Origin of the sequence: Paraburkholderia sp. D15, assembly GCF_029910215.1 — a bacterium.
Classification (GTDB): domain Bacteria; phylum Pseudomonadota; class Gammaproteobacteria; order Burkholderiales; family Burkholderiaceae; genus Paraburkholderia.
Genome location: NZ_CP110395.1, coordinates 1,639,677 through 1,655,548, shown reverse-complemented (window position 1 = coordinate 1,655,548; position 15,872 = coordinate 1,639,677). Strand labels below are relative to the sequence as shown.

The following is a 15,872-nucleotide window of genomic DNA, read 5'->3' as shown; positions in this document are numbered from 1 at the left end:
GAGGTTCGGGAAAGCGGTCGAATTACGGTGTTTCAGAAATGTCCGGTGAAGCGGTAGCGGCTGCCGGGATGCCAGAGATTCGCGATCGACGCGACCTGGCTTTGCGACCACGTGCGCCGATGCAGCACGAGGCAGGGTTCGAGTTCGTCCATGGTCAGCAGCTCGCGCGTGTCGGCGTCGGCGGCGAGCGCCTCGATGCGGTACTCGACCCGCTGCAACGGCGCGACCCGCACGAGGTACTGGTTCGGCGTGGTGTTGGTGAAGTCCTGCAACGCGTATTCCGGCGCCACCGCCGGATTGACCCAGCGTTCCTCGAGCTGCACCGGTTCGTCGTTTTCGAAATGCAGCACGCGCGAGTGGAACACCGGGCTGCCCGCGCTCACCTGCATTTCCTCGGCCAGCGCCGCGTCGGCGATGCTCGCGCCGATGTGCAGCACCTTCGCCTGATAGCGATGACCGCGCGCGACGATCTCGTCGGAGATGCTGCGGATCGCCACCAGCGTCGATTCGTATTTGGGCCGCGCGACGAACGTGCCCGAGCCCTGCACGCGCGTGAGCACCTGCTCCGAGGTCAACTCGCGCAACGCGCGGTTGACCGTCATGCGCGCCACGTTGAACTCGCGCGCGAGTTCGTTTTCGGACGGCACCTGGTCGCCTTCCGCCCATTCGCCCGCATGAATGCGCGCGAGGATGAAGTCCTTGATGCCCTGATAGGCGGGTGCGTTCATTGCCGTGCTCGAAGTGGGTGGCGTGAGGTCGTGCGGCTTACTCTTACTGTTCGGACACGAACGAGAACGGGCTCAGCTTCGCGATCGTGCCGTCCTGCACGAGACGCGTGACTGCCGCGATGTCCGGCGCGAAGTAGTGATCGAGTTCGTAATGCGCGACGTCCTTGCGCACCACGTCCATCGCTTTCTGCAGGCTCGGGCTGGTCTTGTGCGGCGCGCGCAGATCGACGCCCTGCGCGGCGGCCAACAGTTCGATGGAAAGAATGTTGGCCGTGTTGTCGGCGATGTCGCCGAGCTTGCGCGCGGCGAACGTCGCCATCGACACGTGATCCTCCTGGTTCGCCGAGGTGGGCAGCGAATCCACCGACGCCGGATGCGCGAGCGTCTTGTTCTCCGACGCGAGCGCGGCCGCCGTCACGTGGGCGATCATGAAGCCCGAGTTGACGCCGCCGTCGCGCACGAGGAACGGCGGCAGGCCCGACAGCGTCGCGTCGATCAGCAGCGCGATGCGGCGTTCGGCGAGCGCGCCGATTTCGGCGGCGGCGAGCGCGAGGTTGTCGGCCGCGAAGGCCACCGGCTCCGCGTGGAAATTACCGCCCGACAGCACTTCGCCGGTGTCCGGGAAGATCAGCGGATTGTCGGAAACGGCGTTGGCTTCGAGCAGCAGCACGTCGGCCGCGTGACGCATCTGGTCGAGGCAGGCGCCCATCACCTGCGGCTGGCAGCGCAGGCTGTACGGGTCCTGCACCTTGTCGCAATCGGCGTGCGAGACGTTGATCGCCGAGCCTTGCAGCAGCGAGCGGTACGCCGCCGCCGCGTCGATCTGGCCTTGATGGCCGCGCAGTTCGTGAATGCGCGCGTCGAACGGCTTGACCGAGCCGGCCGCCGCGTCGACCGACAGCGCGCCCGCCACCAGCGCGGTGCGGTACAGGTCCTCGATCGCGAACATGTTGTAGAGCGCAAGCGCGGTCGATGCCTGGGTGCCGTTGAGCAGCGCCAGACCTTCCTTCGCCTGCAGCGTGAGCGGCTTCAGGCCGACCAGCGCGAGACCCTCGGTGGCGGCCATGCGCTCGCCCTTCGCGAACACTTCGCCGACGCCGAGCAGCACCGCCGACATATGCGCGAGCGGCGCGAGATCGCCCGATGCGCCGACCGAACCCTTGACCGGAATCACCGGCAGCACGTCGGCGTTGTACAGCGTGATCAGCGCGTCCATCACTTCGCGGCGGATGCCCGAATGGCCGCGGCCGAGGCTCGACAGCTTCAGCGCGATCAGCAGACGCACCACCGGACGCGACATCGGCTCGCCCACGCCGACCGCGTGCGACAGCACCAGATTGCGTTGCAGCAGTTCGAGCTGGTCGTGCGGGATGTGCGTGCTGGCCAGACGCCCGAAACCGGTGTTGATGCCGTAGGCCGGTTCGCCCTTGGCGGCGATGTCGGCGACGGCCTGCGCGCAGGCGTCGATCGCGGCGTGGCTGGCGGGATCGAGTTGCAGCGCGACGTGTTCGCGTGCGATCTGGCGCAGTTGCGGGAGGGTCAGGTGGCCGGGCTTCAGAATCATCATGGTGTGTGTTCCTGTCTATACAATTTCAGAGAAGTCTAGCGACCCGGCCTTGTATATACAACTTGTTTTTAACCGGTCGGGCTTAGGGGTTTCCATTAGGGACGCGTATCAAGAGCCTGCTTCGCACGTTTCCCGGCTGGCGCGGGGGCTTGCGGATGCGGCCCGTCGCCCGGCCGGTTTCGCCGTAACTTGTATATACACGTCCAAAATGCGCGCCGCCATGCGGACAAAAATCGGCGGGCACGTGCGCTTTCGTTCTCCGATGGTGGAGTTATAGGAGAACGTGCGCCGCGATGAAATCCAGAAAGCACTGCACGCGCGCCGTCAGCGATGCGCTCTGGTAATACACCGCGCTCACCGGCTGCCGTTCGTCGCGCAGCAGGTTGCCGAGAATCGGCACGAGGCGTCCCTCGCGAACGTCGGCGGTGGTCATGAAATCCGCGAGGCACGCGATGCCCCAGCCCGACAGCGCCAGTTGCCGCAGCGTTTCGCCGCTCGACGCGGTGATCGACGGTTCGATCCGCGGCGCTTCGGCGCCCGCCTTGCGTCCTTCGCGCAGCGGCCAGCGGTTCAGATGCTCGGGCGCGGTAAAGCCGATCAATCGATGCGCGCGCAACGCTTCCACCGACTTCGGCTCGCCGTATTCCGCCAGATACGCCGGGCTCGCGAGCACGCGCAACCGGCTCGCGCCCAACGCGCGCGCATGCAGCGTCGAATCCTGCAGCGCGCCGATGCGGATCGCGATGTCGACCTTGTGCTCCAGCAGATCGACGATCCGCTCGTTGCTGGTCAACTCCAGCCGCACCTCCGGATAAAGCGCGGAAAACGCCTTCATATGCGGCGCCACGCAATGCAGCATGAACGGCGACGCCGCATCGACCCGCAAGCGCCCCGACGGCCGCCCCCGCCCGCGCGTGACGGATTCCTCCGCCTCCTCCATCGCGGCAAGAATCGCGCGGGCGCGCTGCAGGAATGCATCGCCCTCCTCCGTCAGTTGCAGACGGCGCGTCGTGCGGCGTATCAGCGCCGTGTCGAGCTTCTGCTCCAGACGCGTCAACGCGCGGCTCACGCCGGACACCGTCTGCCCCAGCTTCTCCGCCGCCGCGGTGATCGAGCCGCTGTCGATCACGGTGGCGAACACCAGCAATTCGTCCGTGGACGTCTTCATTGTTGATTCCCAGTCAATATTGATTTGAGACTAACACGCTTTTTGCGAAAATCCAGACGACGGATACTGCTGACCTGTCATCGTGCTTCCCGCATGTTTCCCTCGTCCTTCCCATCAGGAGAACGTCTTGAAGATTTTCATTACCGGCGCCGGCGGTTTTATCGGCGGATCGATCGCGGCGCATCTGGTGCGCGCCGGTCACGCAGTGCGCGGCCTGATCCGCAAACCCGACCAGGCGGCCGAATTGCAACGCCTCGGCATCGAACCCGTGATCGGCACGCTCGACGATCGCGCCCTGCTGATCGCCGAGGCGCACGCCGCCGATGCGGTGATCAACGCCGCGAGCAGCGACCACGAAGGCGCGGTGCAGGCGCTGATCGAAGGCCTCGCCGGTTCCGGCAAGGTGCTGCTGCATACGAGCGGTTCGAGCATCGTCGGCGATGCGTCGGGCGGGGAAGCTTCGAGCACCGCGGGAGACGCGCGCATCTATCGCGAAGACGCGCTGCCCACGCCGACCGCGGATAAAGCGGCGCGCGTCGCGATCGACCAGCAGGTGCTCGACGCGGCTCGGCGCAACATCCGTTCGGCGGTGCTGTGCAATACGTTGATTTACGGCAACGGCGCGGTGGCCGGCAGCGCGAGCTTGCAGTTGCCGCGTCTCGTGCGTCAGGCGCAGAAGAGCGGCGTGGTGCGCCATGTGGGCAGCGGCGGCAACATCTGGTCGAACGTGCATATCGACGATGTCGCCGAACTGTATCGCCTCGCGCTGGAGAAAACGCCGGCCGGCATGTTCTATTTCGTCGAAAGCGGCGAAGCCTCGTTCCGCGAGATGAGCGCGGCTATCGCGCGCGTGATGAAACTCGGCGACGCGCAGGACTGGCCGCTCGCCGACGCGCAACAGGAATGGGGCTATGAAATGGCCTCGTACGGCCTCGGTTCGAACAGCCGCGTGCGCGGCGTGCGCGCACGCGAACTGCTCGGCTGGCAGCCGAAGCGCAACTCGGTGATCGACTGGATCGAACACGAGATGCAGTAACGCCCGGCCGCGAGACCGCCGGGCCGGTTTTCGCGGGGGACGTCCCCGCGAAAACGTAATCCGTGTAAGCGCCGCCGTTGCGAATCCGTAAGCTCAACTCGCTAGAATCGCGCTCATCTGATGGGGCGATCCGATTGTGCGAGCCGCCCATGAGCCCGGATTTGAGCGATGACCTTGGCGTTGAATTTCGATTGGCTGACCAACCTGCTGGCGATTCTGTTCGTCGTCGCGTGCCTATACGATGCACGCTACGACGAGTACGGCACGTTGACGCTCGCAGCCGCTGCGATGGGACTCGCCGTGATGGCGATGGAGCTGTTTCTCAAACCCGCTTTCGACATGGCGCTTTGAATACCGGGTCGAGGATTCGTTCGCGCGCCACGTCACACGAGTTTCACATTCACGGCCTTGTGCATCGTCACACCGCGACTTCCGGCGGCGCCTCGCGAAACCCGCGCGTGATCCAGCCGAGATAGCACAAGCCCAGCACGAACCACACCGCGCCGAGCACGAGCGCGGTCTTCTCCAGACTCACCAGCAACCACAAATCGGCAATCGCGCCGGCGAGCGGAAACAGCACGCCGCCCACCACGCCCATGGCATCCGCCGTGCCCTTCGCGTTGAAGAACTGGCGGATCACGCACAGGTTCACCGCGGTGAACGCGAGGAAGGCGCCGAAGTTGATGAACGACGTCGAGGTCGCCACGTCGAGCTTCAACGCGATGAGACCGATCGCGCCCGCGATCGCGATGTTCAGCGCCGGCGTCTTGAACCTGGGATGCACGAAACCGAAGATGCGTTTGGGCAGTACTTCGTCGCGCCCCATTGCATACAGCAAACGCCCCACGCTCGCCTGCGCCGAAATGCCCGACGCGAACTGCGCGAGAATCAGCCCGGCGAGAAACACCGTGACGAACAGATCGCCGCCCACTTTGCGCGCGACTTCGAACGCGGCCGAATCGGGGTCCTTGAAGACCGCGCCCGGATGCGCGAGTTGCACGGTGTAGGCCGCGATCACGAAGATCGCGCCGCCGATCAGCGCGATCAACACGATGGCGCGCGGCATGGTCTTTTCCGGCGCGATGGTTTCCTCGGTGAGCGTGGAGACCGCATCGAAGCCGAGATACGAATACGCGGCGATCGCGGCGCCCGCCATGGTCGCGGAGAGCGGCACGTGCGGCTTGAAGAACGGCTCGGCCGACAGCAGTCCGCCGGGGCCAACCGCCGCCGTCACGTAGTGGCAGCACAGCACGACGAACAACGCGACGATCGCCAGTTGCACCACCATCAGCACGATGTTGAAGCGGTTCGCGAGTTCGATGCCGAGAATGTTCAGTGCGCTCGTCAACACGATGAACGCGACGATCCAGATCCAGCTGGGCACATGCGGGAACGCGGCGCTCAGATACGCGGCGCCGATCAGCCAGATCACCATCGGCAGGAAGAAGTAGTCGAGCAACGTCGCCCAGCCGATCATGAAGCCCAGATGCGGGTTGAAGCTTTTGCGCGTGTACGTGTAAGCGGAGCCGGCCACCGGAAAGCGTCGCGCGAGCTTGCCGTAGCTGAGCGCGGTGAACGCGATCGCGACGAGCGCGATCAGATACGCGAGCGCGGCGGTGTCGTTGCTCGCCGCCGCGAGAACGCCGTAGGTGCCGTAGACGATCAGCGGCGCCATGTAGGCGAGGCCGAACAGCAGCACCGACGGCAGGCCGAGCGTGCGCTTCAGGTGGGCGGCGTGCCCGCTTCGAGAGGCCGACGCATCGGCGGTGGAGGGTGCAGTCATACGGTGTCTCCTCATGCGAATGGGCGAGCGTCGCCGATGCGCGGCTTGTGGCGCATCGGTCGAGCCGGGTCGTGCGGACTTGCGGGTGAAATTCAGCGCGGGCGGATCACGCGGATGCGCTGGCCGTCGGTACTGTCTTCGGTGGCGAGGTCGAGTGCGATGCGTGCGTCGTGCAGATAGCGGTAATGCTCGCGGGCGGCTTCGAGACGTGCCGGGTCGAGCGTGGCGCGCAGCACGGTTTCCTGCTGGCCGGCGTCGCTCACCACGTCGCCGAGCGGATCGATCAGCGCGGATTCGCCGGGGAACGTCAGGTTGTCGTCGCCGGAACCGATGCGGTTGACGAGCGCCGCGAACATCTGGTTTTCCATCGCGCGCGCGACGATGGCGCGGCGATGCACGGGGCCGAACGGGTCCATGTTGCCGTTCGTGACGATCAGCAGATCCGCGCCCAGCGACGCGACCGCGCGCGCCGTTTCGGGAAACTCGATGTCGTAGCAGATCAGCAGGCCAACGGTCAGGCCTTTGAAGCTGCACACTTCGTAGCGGTCACCGGGTTCGAACACGCCCACGTCGGACGCCCAGAGATGCGTCTTGCGGTAGCGCAGCGCGATCTCGCCGTGGTCGTCGATCAGTACGGTGGTATTGAAGAAACGCTGACCGTCGCGCTCGGCGAGACCGACCGCGACGCCGACGCGTGCTTCGCGCGCCGCCTGACGCACGGCGGTGAGGGATGGGCCGTCGAGCGGCTCCGCGACCGTGTGGATGTTCTCGCGCGTCGGGAAACCGGACAGCGTGGTTTCCGGGAAGACGATCAGATCGGTGCCCGCGGCGCGTTGATTGATGGTGTGCAATACGCGTTGCACGTTCGCGCTGTCGGGGCCTGAGAGGCCGTCTGTGACTGGGATCTGGGCTAGCTCTAGTTGCAGCAATTTTGTCTCCGCTATTTCCTGACCGATGTGTGGGCCTATTATTACCAGACATATTTTTGTCTGTAATTACCCGGCAGGGTTACCCTCATCGGAGCACGCATGGAACTCGAATGGCGCGATCTGGCCTTTCATCGCGAGATCGGCGCGGTCATCGAAGCGCTCGACAGCGCGCAATTCTGGACCCGTCTCACGCGCGCGCTCGAACGCTACGTCGCCTTCGACAACTGGGTCGCGCTGCGCTTCACCGCCGGCGAGGCGCCGCTCGTCTGCGCCGAATCGCCGACGCCCGACGGCACCGTCGACGCGATGTTCCAGGACTATCTGGCCGCGCTATACCAACTCGATCCGTTCTATCTCGCCGCGACCGACCGGCCCGCATCGGGCTTCGTCACGCTCGCCGACGTCGCGCCCGACAACTTCACGATGACCGAGTACTACCAGCGCTACTTCCGCAAGAACATCGTCGGCGACGAGGTGCATTTCAACTACATGATCGACGCACGTCACACGCTGGCGTTCTCGCTCGGCGCGACGCAGCGCTACGGCGAGCGCGACCTCGCGGTGCTGGCGCTATGCGCGCCGTGGGTGATCGCGTTGTTGCGGCAACGTCTGCCGTACGAGACCTTCGAGAGGTTCGACACGGCCACGGCGAACGCAGCGAACGCAACCACCGCGAACACCGGCACAGCGCGCAAACACACGCCGTCGCCCGACGAAACCGCGACCGGCAACGCGACGCCGTCATCGATGTCCGCCGACACGCCCGCCTACGCCGCGCGTTTCAATCAGGTCGCCTCGACGGGTGGACGCGCGGCGCTCACCGCGCGCGAAGTCGAAGTGGCCATGCTGACCCTGAGCGGTTTTTCGACGCGCGCAATCGCGGAGAAACTCGCGATCTCGTTCGAGACCGTGCGCGCGCACAAGAAGCACATCTATACGAAGCTGAACGTCAACTCGCAGTCGGAGTTGTTCGCGCTGTTTTACGAAGGGGGACAAGCGGGACGTCAGAACACCTGAGACTGTCGACACGACGGAATCGGCCGGCACGACAAACACGCCGCCACAAAAAAAGATACGCGACGCACCGCAGAAACATCCCTGCGACGCATCGCGTCAAGGTGGAGAACAACGACTACACGTTCGAACGGGATGCCCATGAAGGACGACCCCGCTCTCCCGCTACAGCAAAAATAGAACAAACATCGATTGAATCAGGACTGGGTACAGCGAGCGGATCAGATCGCCCAGCCGCCCAGGTAGAAGCCGACCAGCACGACCGCGATCACCACCGTGCCGATGTTCAGCTTGCGATACTCGCCGCTGATCACGCGGCCGATCACCAGCGTCGCGAAGCCGAGCATGATGCCCGTGACGATGTTCGCGGTCAGCACGATGAACACTGCGCACATCAGGCCCGACATCGCGTCGACCATGTCGTCCATGTGCAGCTTGCTCACGTTCGACAGCATCAGCAGACCGACGTACATCAGCGCCGGCGCCGTTGCGTACGAAGGCACCAGACCGGCCAGCGGCGAGAAGAACATCACCACCAGGAACAGCAGACCGACCACCGCCGCCGCCATGCCGGTCTTCGCGCCCGCCGCCACGCCGACCGTCGATTCGATGTACGCCGCAGCCGGCGCACCGCCCAGCAGGCCCGAGAAGATCGAGCTCAGCGAGTCGGCGGTCAGTGCACGGCCACCGTTGATGATGCGGCCGTTTTCGTCGAGCTGACCGGCCTGGCCCGCGACGGCGCGGATCGTGCCGGTGGCGTCGAACACCGCCGTCATCACCAGTGCCAGCACGCTAGGCAGCACCGCCATCGACAGCGCACCCTTGATGTCCATCGCGCCGATCAGCGAAGCGTGGCCCGGCGCGCTCAGCGACGGCACCGCGAACACGCCGTGGAACGACATACCCGGATCGATGAAGAAAGCGATCGCCGAGATCGCGATGATCACGATCAGGATCGAACCCGGCACGCGACGGCGCACCAGACCGAAGATCGCCGCGAGACCCGCGACCGACATGATCGCCGGCAGCGCCGTGATGTTGCCGAGAGCGACCGGCAGACCGGCGCCCGGGTTCTTCACGACCAGACCGACGTCGTTGGCGGCGATCAGCAGCAGGAACAGGCCGATGCCGATCCCCGTGCCGTGCGCGATGCCGGTCGGCAGATTGCGCAGAATCCACGAACGCACGCCCGTCACCGAGATCGCGGTGAACACGACGCCCATCAGGAACACCGCGCCGAGCGCGACGTTCGGATGCAGGCCCTTGCCCAGCACGAGTCCGAACGCGGTGAATGCCGTCAGCGAAATCGCGCAGCCGATCGCGATCGGCAGACGCGCCCAGATGCCCATCAGCAGCGAGCCGAAGGCGGTGGTCAGGCACACGGCGACGAACACCGCGCTGGTGTCGAAACCCGCCTTGCCGAGCATGCCCGGCACGACGAATACGGAATAGACCATCGCGAGGAAGGTCGTGATACCCGCGACGATTTCCTGGCGCTGCGAACTGCCGCGCGAGGAAATTTCAAAGTAGCGGTCCAGAAAGCCCTTGCCGTCGAAGGATTCGACAGGTTCCGAAATCGGTTGGGCGTGGGGTTCCATCATGATGAGTGCCTCCTTTATCAGCGTGCTGAAGCGGTCATTGCGATGACCACCATCAGGTTCGTCTCGTTGCGTTGGTTTATTGGGGAATGTCGTCTTTTTTTGCTGTCTCGAAATGTAGGGCAACTCAAATATGTCTCCCATCGCATGAATGGCATGCCGGACATGTCGAGATGCTTATAACTTTTGCGCAGCGGCAAATCTGGCAGGGCGTCCGAGCGTTTACACCTACGTCCTGTCATGAAGCTGTGAGCGTGTTTTAAGGGCCTGCATGGCGCGAAATGAAATCGATTCCGGCGTGGGCGCCCTATTCGCGGCATGAACCCTGCTGGCGCAAACCTGTCGGATAGCCTGCAAAACCGGGGGCGCCCGGCCTCGCGGGTTACACTCTGGCCCGTATCTGTCCTGATCCCGGCGGTTTCCGGCCGCCGTCCGCACTGGCCCATGGAGTCCTTTTTGATGAGTGGCGGTTTCTCGCGTCCTGCCTGGCGTTGGCTGATTCTTGCTGTATTCGCGCTGTTCGCGCTGTCCGGTTGCAGCCCGCTGTGGGGCCCGCAGCAGGCGCCGATCGTCGATGCCACGGTGATGCCCGTCGAGCCCGCGAGCGCGCCGGTGGCGGCCTCCGAGCCCGAACCCGTCGAAACCGAGGCGGCCCGTCCCGAGCAGCCGAAGAAACCGCCCAGGCCGGTGGTGAAGCCGCACAAGGTCGAGCCGCCGCCGCCCGTGGTGGTGACGCCGCCGCCTCCGCCGCCGCCCGCGCCGCTGATCGTGCTGCGCACGATCGAGCGCAGCGAGGCGCGCACGCTGCTCGACAGCGAAGTGCAGAAGCCCGACGGCAAGGTGGTCGGCCGCGCGGTCGATCTGATCGCGGACGCGGCCGGCAAGCCGCGTGAGATGGTCGTGAATCTGCAGGGCTTTCTGGGCGTGGGCGACCGCAAGGTGAATTTCCCGTGGGGCGCGATCCGCTTCACGCCGGGCGCGAAGACGGCGCCCGTCACGCTGAATGCGTCCGCCGTGCCCGCCAACGCGGCCAAACCGGCCGGCGTGCAATTGCCGCTGATCGACGCGACGGTCGAGCGCGCGAACGGCGCCAAGGTGGGCCGCGTGATCGACGTGCTGATCGACGGCAACGCGCAACCGCAGGCGGTCGTGCTCGACGTCAACGGCATGGTCAGCACCGAGCGCCGCACGATTGCCGCGAACTGGTCCGCGCTGCGCTTCGTCACGAAGGACAAGGAACTGCATCCGCAGATCGATCTCAGCGACGCGCAGATCAACGCGACGCCGCCGTACGCGAGCGACAAACCGGTGCGCGCGGTGTCGCCCGCGCCGCCGCCCGCGGCCGCCACGGCGGCACCAGCGGCAAGCGCGTCCGGCGCGCCTGCCGCGGCCGGTTCCAATGCACGGGCGGCCCGATGACCGGCCGCACGATGGTCACCGCGCGTAGCCTGCGCGCTCTCGACTGGATGAACTTCTTCGTCGCCAATGTGCAGACGGGGTTCGGGCCGTTCATCGCGTCGTACCTGGCGTCGCACAAGTGGACCCAGGGCGAGATCGGCATGGCGCTGTCGGTGGGCACGATCACCGCGATGGTGAGCCAGGTGCCGGGCGGCGCCGCCGTCGACGCGTTGCGCAACAAGAAAGGCGCGGCTGCGTGGGCGATTCTCGCGATCATTCTGAGCGCGGTGTTGCTGGCCGTGAGTCCGACGGTGCTGCCGGTGATTGCCGCCGAGGTTTTCCACGGCTTTGCCAGCTGCATGTTGACGCCGGCATTGGCGGCGATTTCGTTCGCGCTGGTCGGACGGGCGAATCTCGGCGACCGGCTGGGACGCAACGCGCGCTGGGCGTCGATCGGCAGCGCGGTCGCGGCGGGCTTGATGGGCGTGTTCGGCGAATACTATTCGCCGCGCGCGGTGTTCTGGCTGACGGCGGCGCTGGCCGTCCCCGCCTTGATTGCGCTGACGATGATCCAGCGCACCGACACGATCGAATTGCCGAAGTCCGCGCCGACGCCGCAGCAGGTCGAGCGTCGCGAGAGTTTGCGGGCGTTGCTGCGCGACCGGCGGATGTTGTTGTTCGCGGCGTGCATCGTGTTGTTCCATCTGTCGAACGCGGCGATGTTGAATCTGGCCGCGGGCGAAGTGACCGCGGGGATGGGCGATAACGTTCAGCTCGTGATTGCCGCGTGCATTATCGTGCCGCAGGCGATCGTCGCGATGATGTCGCCGTGGGTGGGGCGTTCCGCCGAGCGCTGGGGACGCAGGCCGATCCTGCTGTTGGGGTTTTCGGCGTTGCCGGTGCGGGCGTTGCTGTTTGCGGGGATCAGCAGTCCGTATCTGCTGGTGCCGGTGCAGGTGCTCGACGGATTGAGCGCGGCGGTGTTCGGCGTGATGTTGCCGTTGATTGCCGCCGATGTTGCGGGCGGTAAGGGGCGGTATAACCTTTGTATCGGGTTGTTTGGGCTGGCCGCCGGGATTGGGGCGACGCTCAGTACCACGGCGGCGGGGTTTGTGGCGGATCACTTTGGGAATGCGGTGAGTTTCTTTGGGTTGGCTGCGGCTGGCGCCTTGGCGGTGTTGCTGGTTTGGGCGGCTATGCCGGAGACTCGCGATGCGGTGAGGGTTGAAGGGGGGGCTGTGGATGGGGAGGCTGTGAGGTAGTTTTTTTGTTTTTTGCCTGCGCGGCGCTTTGGTGGTTTTGGTTTTGGTTTTGGTGTTGGTTTTGGCCTTTCCTTGAATTGTTAGTGGTCTATTAGCGTTGCCCCTGTGCGGGGCGGCACTTACTCTCTTTGCCGCGGCAAAGAGAGTAAGCAGAGAAAGCCGCTTCACACCGCCAGCTCATAAGCGGGCACCTCGCACAGCCACGGTAGTGGCCCATCTGGAATCCGTGCCCTCGCACACTCCCCGCTCGTGACAAAGGGCTCATCCATCCCGCCTCGCGCTGCGCGCTCGCCGGCCCGGTCCATCCCAAACCAGGGGTTCGTCCTTTGCGGTGGGGCCATCGGCTGCGCCTCGGCGACGCGCTGAAAAAAGACGGGGGCAAAAAGCACCGCCGCCCGAATACCGGAGGGCGGCGTGTGATGGACCCCGGGGCGCGCGCAGCGCCGCCGGAAGCATGACTGCCTTGTCACAGGCGCGGAGTGCGCGAGAACACGGATTCCAGATGGGCCACTACCGTGGCTGTGCGAGGTGCCCGCTTATGAGCTGGCGGTGTGAAGCGGCTTTCTCTGCTTACTCTCTTTGCCGCGGCAAAGAGAGTAAGTGCCTGCCCCGCACAGGGGCGACGCTAATAGACCACTAACAATTCAAGGAAAGGCCAAAACTAACACCAAAACCAAAACCAACACCAAAACCCACCAAAACGCCGAACAGGCAAAACCCCCTACCCAATATCCCGCCCAGCCGTCTCACCAACAAACGGCAACGCCAACAAAGAAACCCCACCACACGCAATCAAATACCACGCTGGCGCCAACTGACTCCCCGAAACCTGAATCAACCAGGTCGCAAAAAACTGCGCAAACCCACCGAAAATCGACACCCCAAGACAATAAACAACCGACATCCCGGTCGCGCGAATCCGCCTCGGAAACATCTCCGGCAACATCACGATATTCGGCACCGCGGTAAACGCCACCAACACCGCCAACCCGGCAACGACCGCCAGCAAAACCGGCACCGTCGGCATCGCATTGATCACGAAAAACGCCGGATAAACCGCCAGTATCAACATCACCCGCGACACCCCCAGCACCCACTTGCGCCCCACCCGATCCGACAACGCCCCCGCGAACGGCGAACAGATCACCGTCACGATCGCCGCCGTCCACGCGGCCCACAACGCCGATGACATCGGCAGATGCAAAATCCGGATCGCGTACGTCGACAGATAGAACAGCACGATGTAGTTCGCCGCCGTCCCGCCGATCGTCGTCAACACACCCGTCGCGATGACCCGCCAATGCTCGCGAAACAACCTGCGCACCGGCATCGAAACCTCGGCGGCAGTGACGGCGGCAGCAACAGTTTCAACCGAAGACGCCCCCTCCACCCCCGGCAACGTCTCATCCAGATGACGCCGGATATAGATCCCGATCGGCCCCATCGCCATGCCGATCACGAACGGCACCCGCCACCCCCAGCTCTCCAGCGCAGCCGTCGACAGCGCCGCCGCCAACGCCACCCCAAGCAGCGATCCAACCACCGTGTTCAACCCCTGGCTCACGAACTGCCAGCTGCCGTAAAAGCCGCGCGTTCTGGCGCTGCCATATTCCAGCAACAGCGATGTCGATGCCCCCACCTCGCCGCCCAGCGCAAACCCCTGCACCAGCCGCGCGACGATGATCAGCGCCGGCGCCGCGAGGCCGATCGCCGCATACGTCGGCGCAAACGCGATCAGCGCCGAGCCGAGCGTCATCAGCCACAGCGTGAGACTCATCGCGGCCTTGCGCCCGGCACGGTCCGCATACGCGCCCAGCACGATCCCGCCCACTGGCCGCATGATGAAGCCCACGCCGAACGTGCCCGCCGCCAGCATCCACTGCGCAAGCTGCCCCTCCACCGGAAAGTACAGCTTGCCGATGATCGTCGCGAAGAAGCTGTAGATCGTGAAGTCGAAAAACTCCAGGCCATTGCCCAGCGTGATCGCGGCAATCGCTTTCGCGTGGCCCGCTTTTCCAGCCGGCTGCGCTGTCGTCGCGCCTTGCCCTGCCGGTGCCTGGGCGTCGGCGGAAAGTGATGTGGTCGACGGTGTGCCTGAATAACCCATCTGTGTCTCCATGCCATGCATGATGTCCGCGCCTGAACCGCAAGGCGCACGCGCGAGCCCCTGGCCCGCCGCCCTCACCCCGTTCAGACGAGGAACGTCTGCGCCAGGCGCACCCAGTACGCGGCGCCCGTCGCGAGGCAGTCGTCGTTGAAGTCGTAGCCCGGGTTGTGCACCATGCAGCCGCCTTCTCCATCGCCATTGCCGATGATCAGATAGCTGCCCGCGCACCGTTCGAGCAGGAACGCAAAATCCTCGCTGCCGGTCAGCGGCTGCATGTCCTGAATCAGGCCGTCCTCGCCGAGCCAGTCGACGGCAACCTGGCGTGCCAGCGACGTCATGCCGGCATCGTTGACGAGCACCGGATAGCGGCGCTGATAATCGACGTGCGCACGCGCGCCGAACACTGCCGCCTGGCCGCATGCCACGGCCGTGATGCGCTCCTGCAGATAGTCACGCACCTCGGGTTTCAGCGCGCGCACCGAGAGGCGCATCTCGGCCGTCTCCGGAATCACGTTCGGCGCTTCGCCCGCGTGAATCGCGCCGACGGTGATGATCGCCATGTCGAGCGGCGCGACGTTGCGCGACACGATGGACTGCAACGCGAGCACGATCTGCGCGCACACCACCACCGGATCGACCGCCTTGTGCGGCACGGCGCCGTGCCCACCGCGTCCCGTCACCGTGATGATCACCGTATCCGACGAGGCCATGAACGAGCCCGGCAAAAAGCCGAACTTGCCGGTGGGAAAGCCCGGCATGTTGTGCATCGCGAACACGGCGTCGCACGGAAACTTCTCGAACAGCCCGTCGTTCAGCATCTCGCGCGCGCCGGCCTGGCCTTCCTCGGCCGGCTGAAAAATCAGATTCAGCGTGCCGTCGAAATCTTTCTCGCGCGCCAGATGTTTGGCGGCGGCCAGCAGCATCGCGGTGTGGCCGTCGTGGCCGCATGCGTGCATCTTGCCGGGCACCTTGCTCGCGTACGGCAGGCCGGTGGTTTCGTGAATCGGCAACGCGTCCATGTCGGCGCGCAGACCCAGCTTGCGGCTGCCCGAGCCAACTTTCAGTTGCCCGACGACGCCCGTTCGGCCGAGCCCGCGATGCACCGTATAGCCCCACTCCCGCAGGCGTTCGGCGACCAGATCGCCAGTGGCGAACTCTTCGTACGCCAGCTCCGGCTGCGCGTGAATACGGCGGCGCAGTGCGATCATTTCGTCTTCGAGTTCGGCGATGCCCGCCGGAATGGCCATGGTGTTCACGTGTCGTCTCCATCGATGAATGCGTG

General features: G+C 65.1%; 13 protein-coding genes. 5 read left to right on the top strand and 8 right to left on the bottom strand.

Annotated elements, in window-relative coordinates; genetic code table 11:
- Window positions 1-32: 32 nt before the first annotated feature.
- The 3 genes from hutC to LFL96_RS07150 all read right to left on the bottom strand — a co-directional run bounded on the left by hutC (window position 33) and on the right by LFL96_RS07150 (window position 3,463).
- Complete coding sequence (hutC, locus tag LFL96_RS07160) at window positions 33-728, bottom strand: histidine utilization repressor (RefSeq protein WP_280999564.1); 696 nt, start codon at window positions 726-728, stop codon at window positions 33-35.
- Between the two features lie 43 nt (window positions 729-771).
- Complete coding sequence (gene hutH, locus LFL96_RS07155) at window positions 772-2,295, bottom strand: histidine ammonia-lyase (protein ID WP_280999562.1); 1,524 nt, start codon at window positions 2,293-2,295, stop codon at window positions 772-774.
- Window positions 2,296-2,566: 271 nt separating this feature from the next.
- Window positions 2,567-3,463 (bottom strand): LysR family transcriptional regulator, encoded by an 897-nt coding sequence (locus LFL96_RS07150; protein ID WP_280999560.1) that lies wholly within the window; start codon window positions 3,461-3,463, stop codon window positions 2,567-2,569.
- A gap of 127 nt (window positions 3,464-3,590) precedes the next feature.
- Between LFL96_RS07150 and LFL96_RS07145 the strand changes: the two genes are divergently transcribed.
- Complete coding sequence (locus tag LFL96_RS07145; RefSeq protein WP_280999558.1) at window positions 3,591-4,499, top strand: NAD-dependent epimerase/dehydratase family protein; 909 nt, start codon at window positions 3,591-3,593, stop codon at window positions 4,497-4,499.
- Between the two features lie 168 nt (window positions 4,500-4,667).
- Complete coding sequence (locus LFL96_RS07140) at window positions 4,668-4,850, top strand: hypothetical protein (protein ID WP_035551199.1); 183 nt, start codon at window positions 4,668-4,670, stop codon at window positions 4,848-4,850.
- A gap of 67 nt (window positions 4,851-4,917) precedes the next feature.
- On the opposite strand, the gene LFL96_RS07135 is transcribed toward LFL96_RS07140, so the two are convergent.
- Together LFL96_RS07135 and LFL96_RS07130 are read right to left on the bottom strand one after the other, a co-directional pair.
- Complete coding sequence (locus LFL96_RS07135) at window positions 4,918-6,282, bottom strand: APC family permease (protein WP_280999554.1); 1,365 nt, start codon at window positions 6,280-6,282, stop codon at window positions 4,918-4,920.
- Window positions 6,283-6,374: 92 nt separating this feature from the next.
- Window positions 6,375-7,208, bottom strand: a complete 834-nt coding sequence (locus tag LFL96_RS07130) for a carbon-nitrogen hydrolase family protein (protein ID WP_281000602.1) — start codon at window positions 7,206-7,208, stop codon at window positions 6,375-6,377.
- Between the two features lie 102 nt (window positions 7,209-7,310).
- Between LFL96_RS07130 and LFL96_RS07125 the strand changes: the two genes are divergently transcribed.
- Entirely contained in the window at window positions 7,311-8,228 is a 918-nt protein-coding gene (locus LFL96_RS07125) for a helix-turn-helix transcriptional regulator (protein ID WP_280999552.1), read from the top strand.
- Between the two features lie 218 nt (window positions 8,229-8,446).
- Here LFL96_RS07125 and LFL96_RS07120 read toward each other — a convergent pair whose 3' ends face one another.
- Window positions 8,447-9,826 carry an NCS2 family permease gene (locus tag LFL96_RS07120; protein ID WP_280999550.1) on the bottom strand — a complete coding sequence of 460 codons (1,380 nt, stop codon included), beginning with the start codon at window positions 9,824-9,826 and terminating at the stop codon, window positions 8,447-8,449.
- 456 nt (window positions 9,827-10,282) lie between these two features.
- Here LFL96_RS07120 and LFL96_RS07115 point away from each other — a divergent pair, with 456 nt between their 5' ends.
- Both LFL96_RS07115 and LFL96_RS07110 read left to right on the top strand, forming a co-directional pair.
- Window positions 10,283-11,242 carry a PRC-barrel domain-containing protein gene (locus LFL96_RS07115; RefSeq protein ID WP_280999548.1) on the top strand — a complete coding sequence of 320 codons (960 nt, stop codon included), beginning with the start codon at window positions 10,283-10,285 and terminating at the stop codon, window positions 11,240-11,242.
- On the top strand, window positions 11,239-12,483 hold the full coding sequence (locus tag LFL96_RS07110; protein ID WP_280999546.1) for an MFS transporter: 1,245 nt from the start codon (window positions 11,239-11,241) through the stop codon (window positions 12,481-12,483). Before LFL96_RS07115 ends, LFL96_RS07110 begins: the two co-directional genes overlap by 4 nt.
- Before the next feature lie 721 nt (window positions 12,484-13,204).
- Here the strand turns inward: LFL96_RS07110 and LFL96_RS07105 are convergent.
- Both LFL96_RS07105 and LFL96_RS07100 read right to left on the bottom strand, forming a co-directional pair.
- Window positions 13,205-14,590, bottom strand: a complete 1,386-nt coding sequence (locus LFL96_RS07105; RefSeq protein WP_281000600.1) for an MFS transporter — start codon at window positions 14,588-14,590, stop codon at window positions 13,205-13,207.
- 83 nt (window positions 14,591-14,673) lie between these two features.
- A complete protein-coding gene (locus LFL96_RS07100) occupies window positions 14,674-15,846 on the bottom strand; it encodes a M20 aminoacylase family protein (RefSeq protein ID WP_280999544.1) in 1,173 nt (390 codons plus the stop codon).
- Between the last annotated feature and the right edge of the window lie 26 nt (window positions 15,847-15,872).

Excerpts from the sequence above, each read along its gene's own strand:
- LFL96_RS07135 (WP_280999554.1), bottom strand. The coding sequence starts at position 6,282 with ATGACTGCACCCTCCACCGCCGATGCGTCGGCCTCTCGAAGCGGGCAC.
- LFL96_RS07115 (WP_280999548.1), top strand. The coding sequence starts at position 10,283 with ATGAGTGGCGGTTTCTCGCGTCCTGCCTGGCGTTGGCTGATTCTTGCT.
- hutH (WP_280999562.1), bottom strand. The coding sequence starts at position 2,295 with ATGATGATTCTGAAGCCCGGCCACCTGACCCTCCCGCAACTGCGCCAG.
- LFL96_RS07125 (WP_280999552.1), top strand. The coding sequence starts at position 7,311 with ATGGAACTCGAATGGCGCGATCTGGCCTTTCATCGCGAGATCGGCGCG.
- LFL96_RS07140 (WP_035551199.1), top strand. The coding sequence starts at position 4,668 with ATGACCTTGGCGTTGAATTTCGATTGGCTGACCAACCTGCTGGCGATT.
- hutC (WP_280999564.1), bottom strand. The coding sequence starts at position 728 with ATGAACGCACCCGCCTATCAGGGCATCAAGGACTTCATCCTCGCGCGC.
- LFL96_RS07105 (WP_281000600.1), bottom strand. The coding sequence starts at position 14,590 with ATGGGTTATTCAGGCACACCGTCGACCACATCACTTTCCGCCGACGCC.
- LFL96_RS07110 (WP_280999546.1), top strand. The coding sequence starts at position 11,239 with ATGACCGGCCGCACGATGGTCACCGCGCGTAGCCTGCGCGCTCTCGAC.
- LFL96_RS07120 (WP_280999550.1), bottom strand. The coding sequence starts at position 9,826 with ATGATGGAACCCCACGCCCAACCGATTTCGGAACCTGTCGAATCCTTC.
- LFL96_RS07150 (WP_280999560.1), bottom strand. The coding sequence starts at position 3,463 with ATGAAGACGTCCACGGACGAATTGCTGGTGTTCGCCACCGTGATCGAC.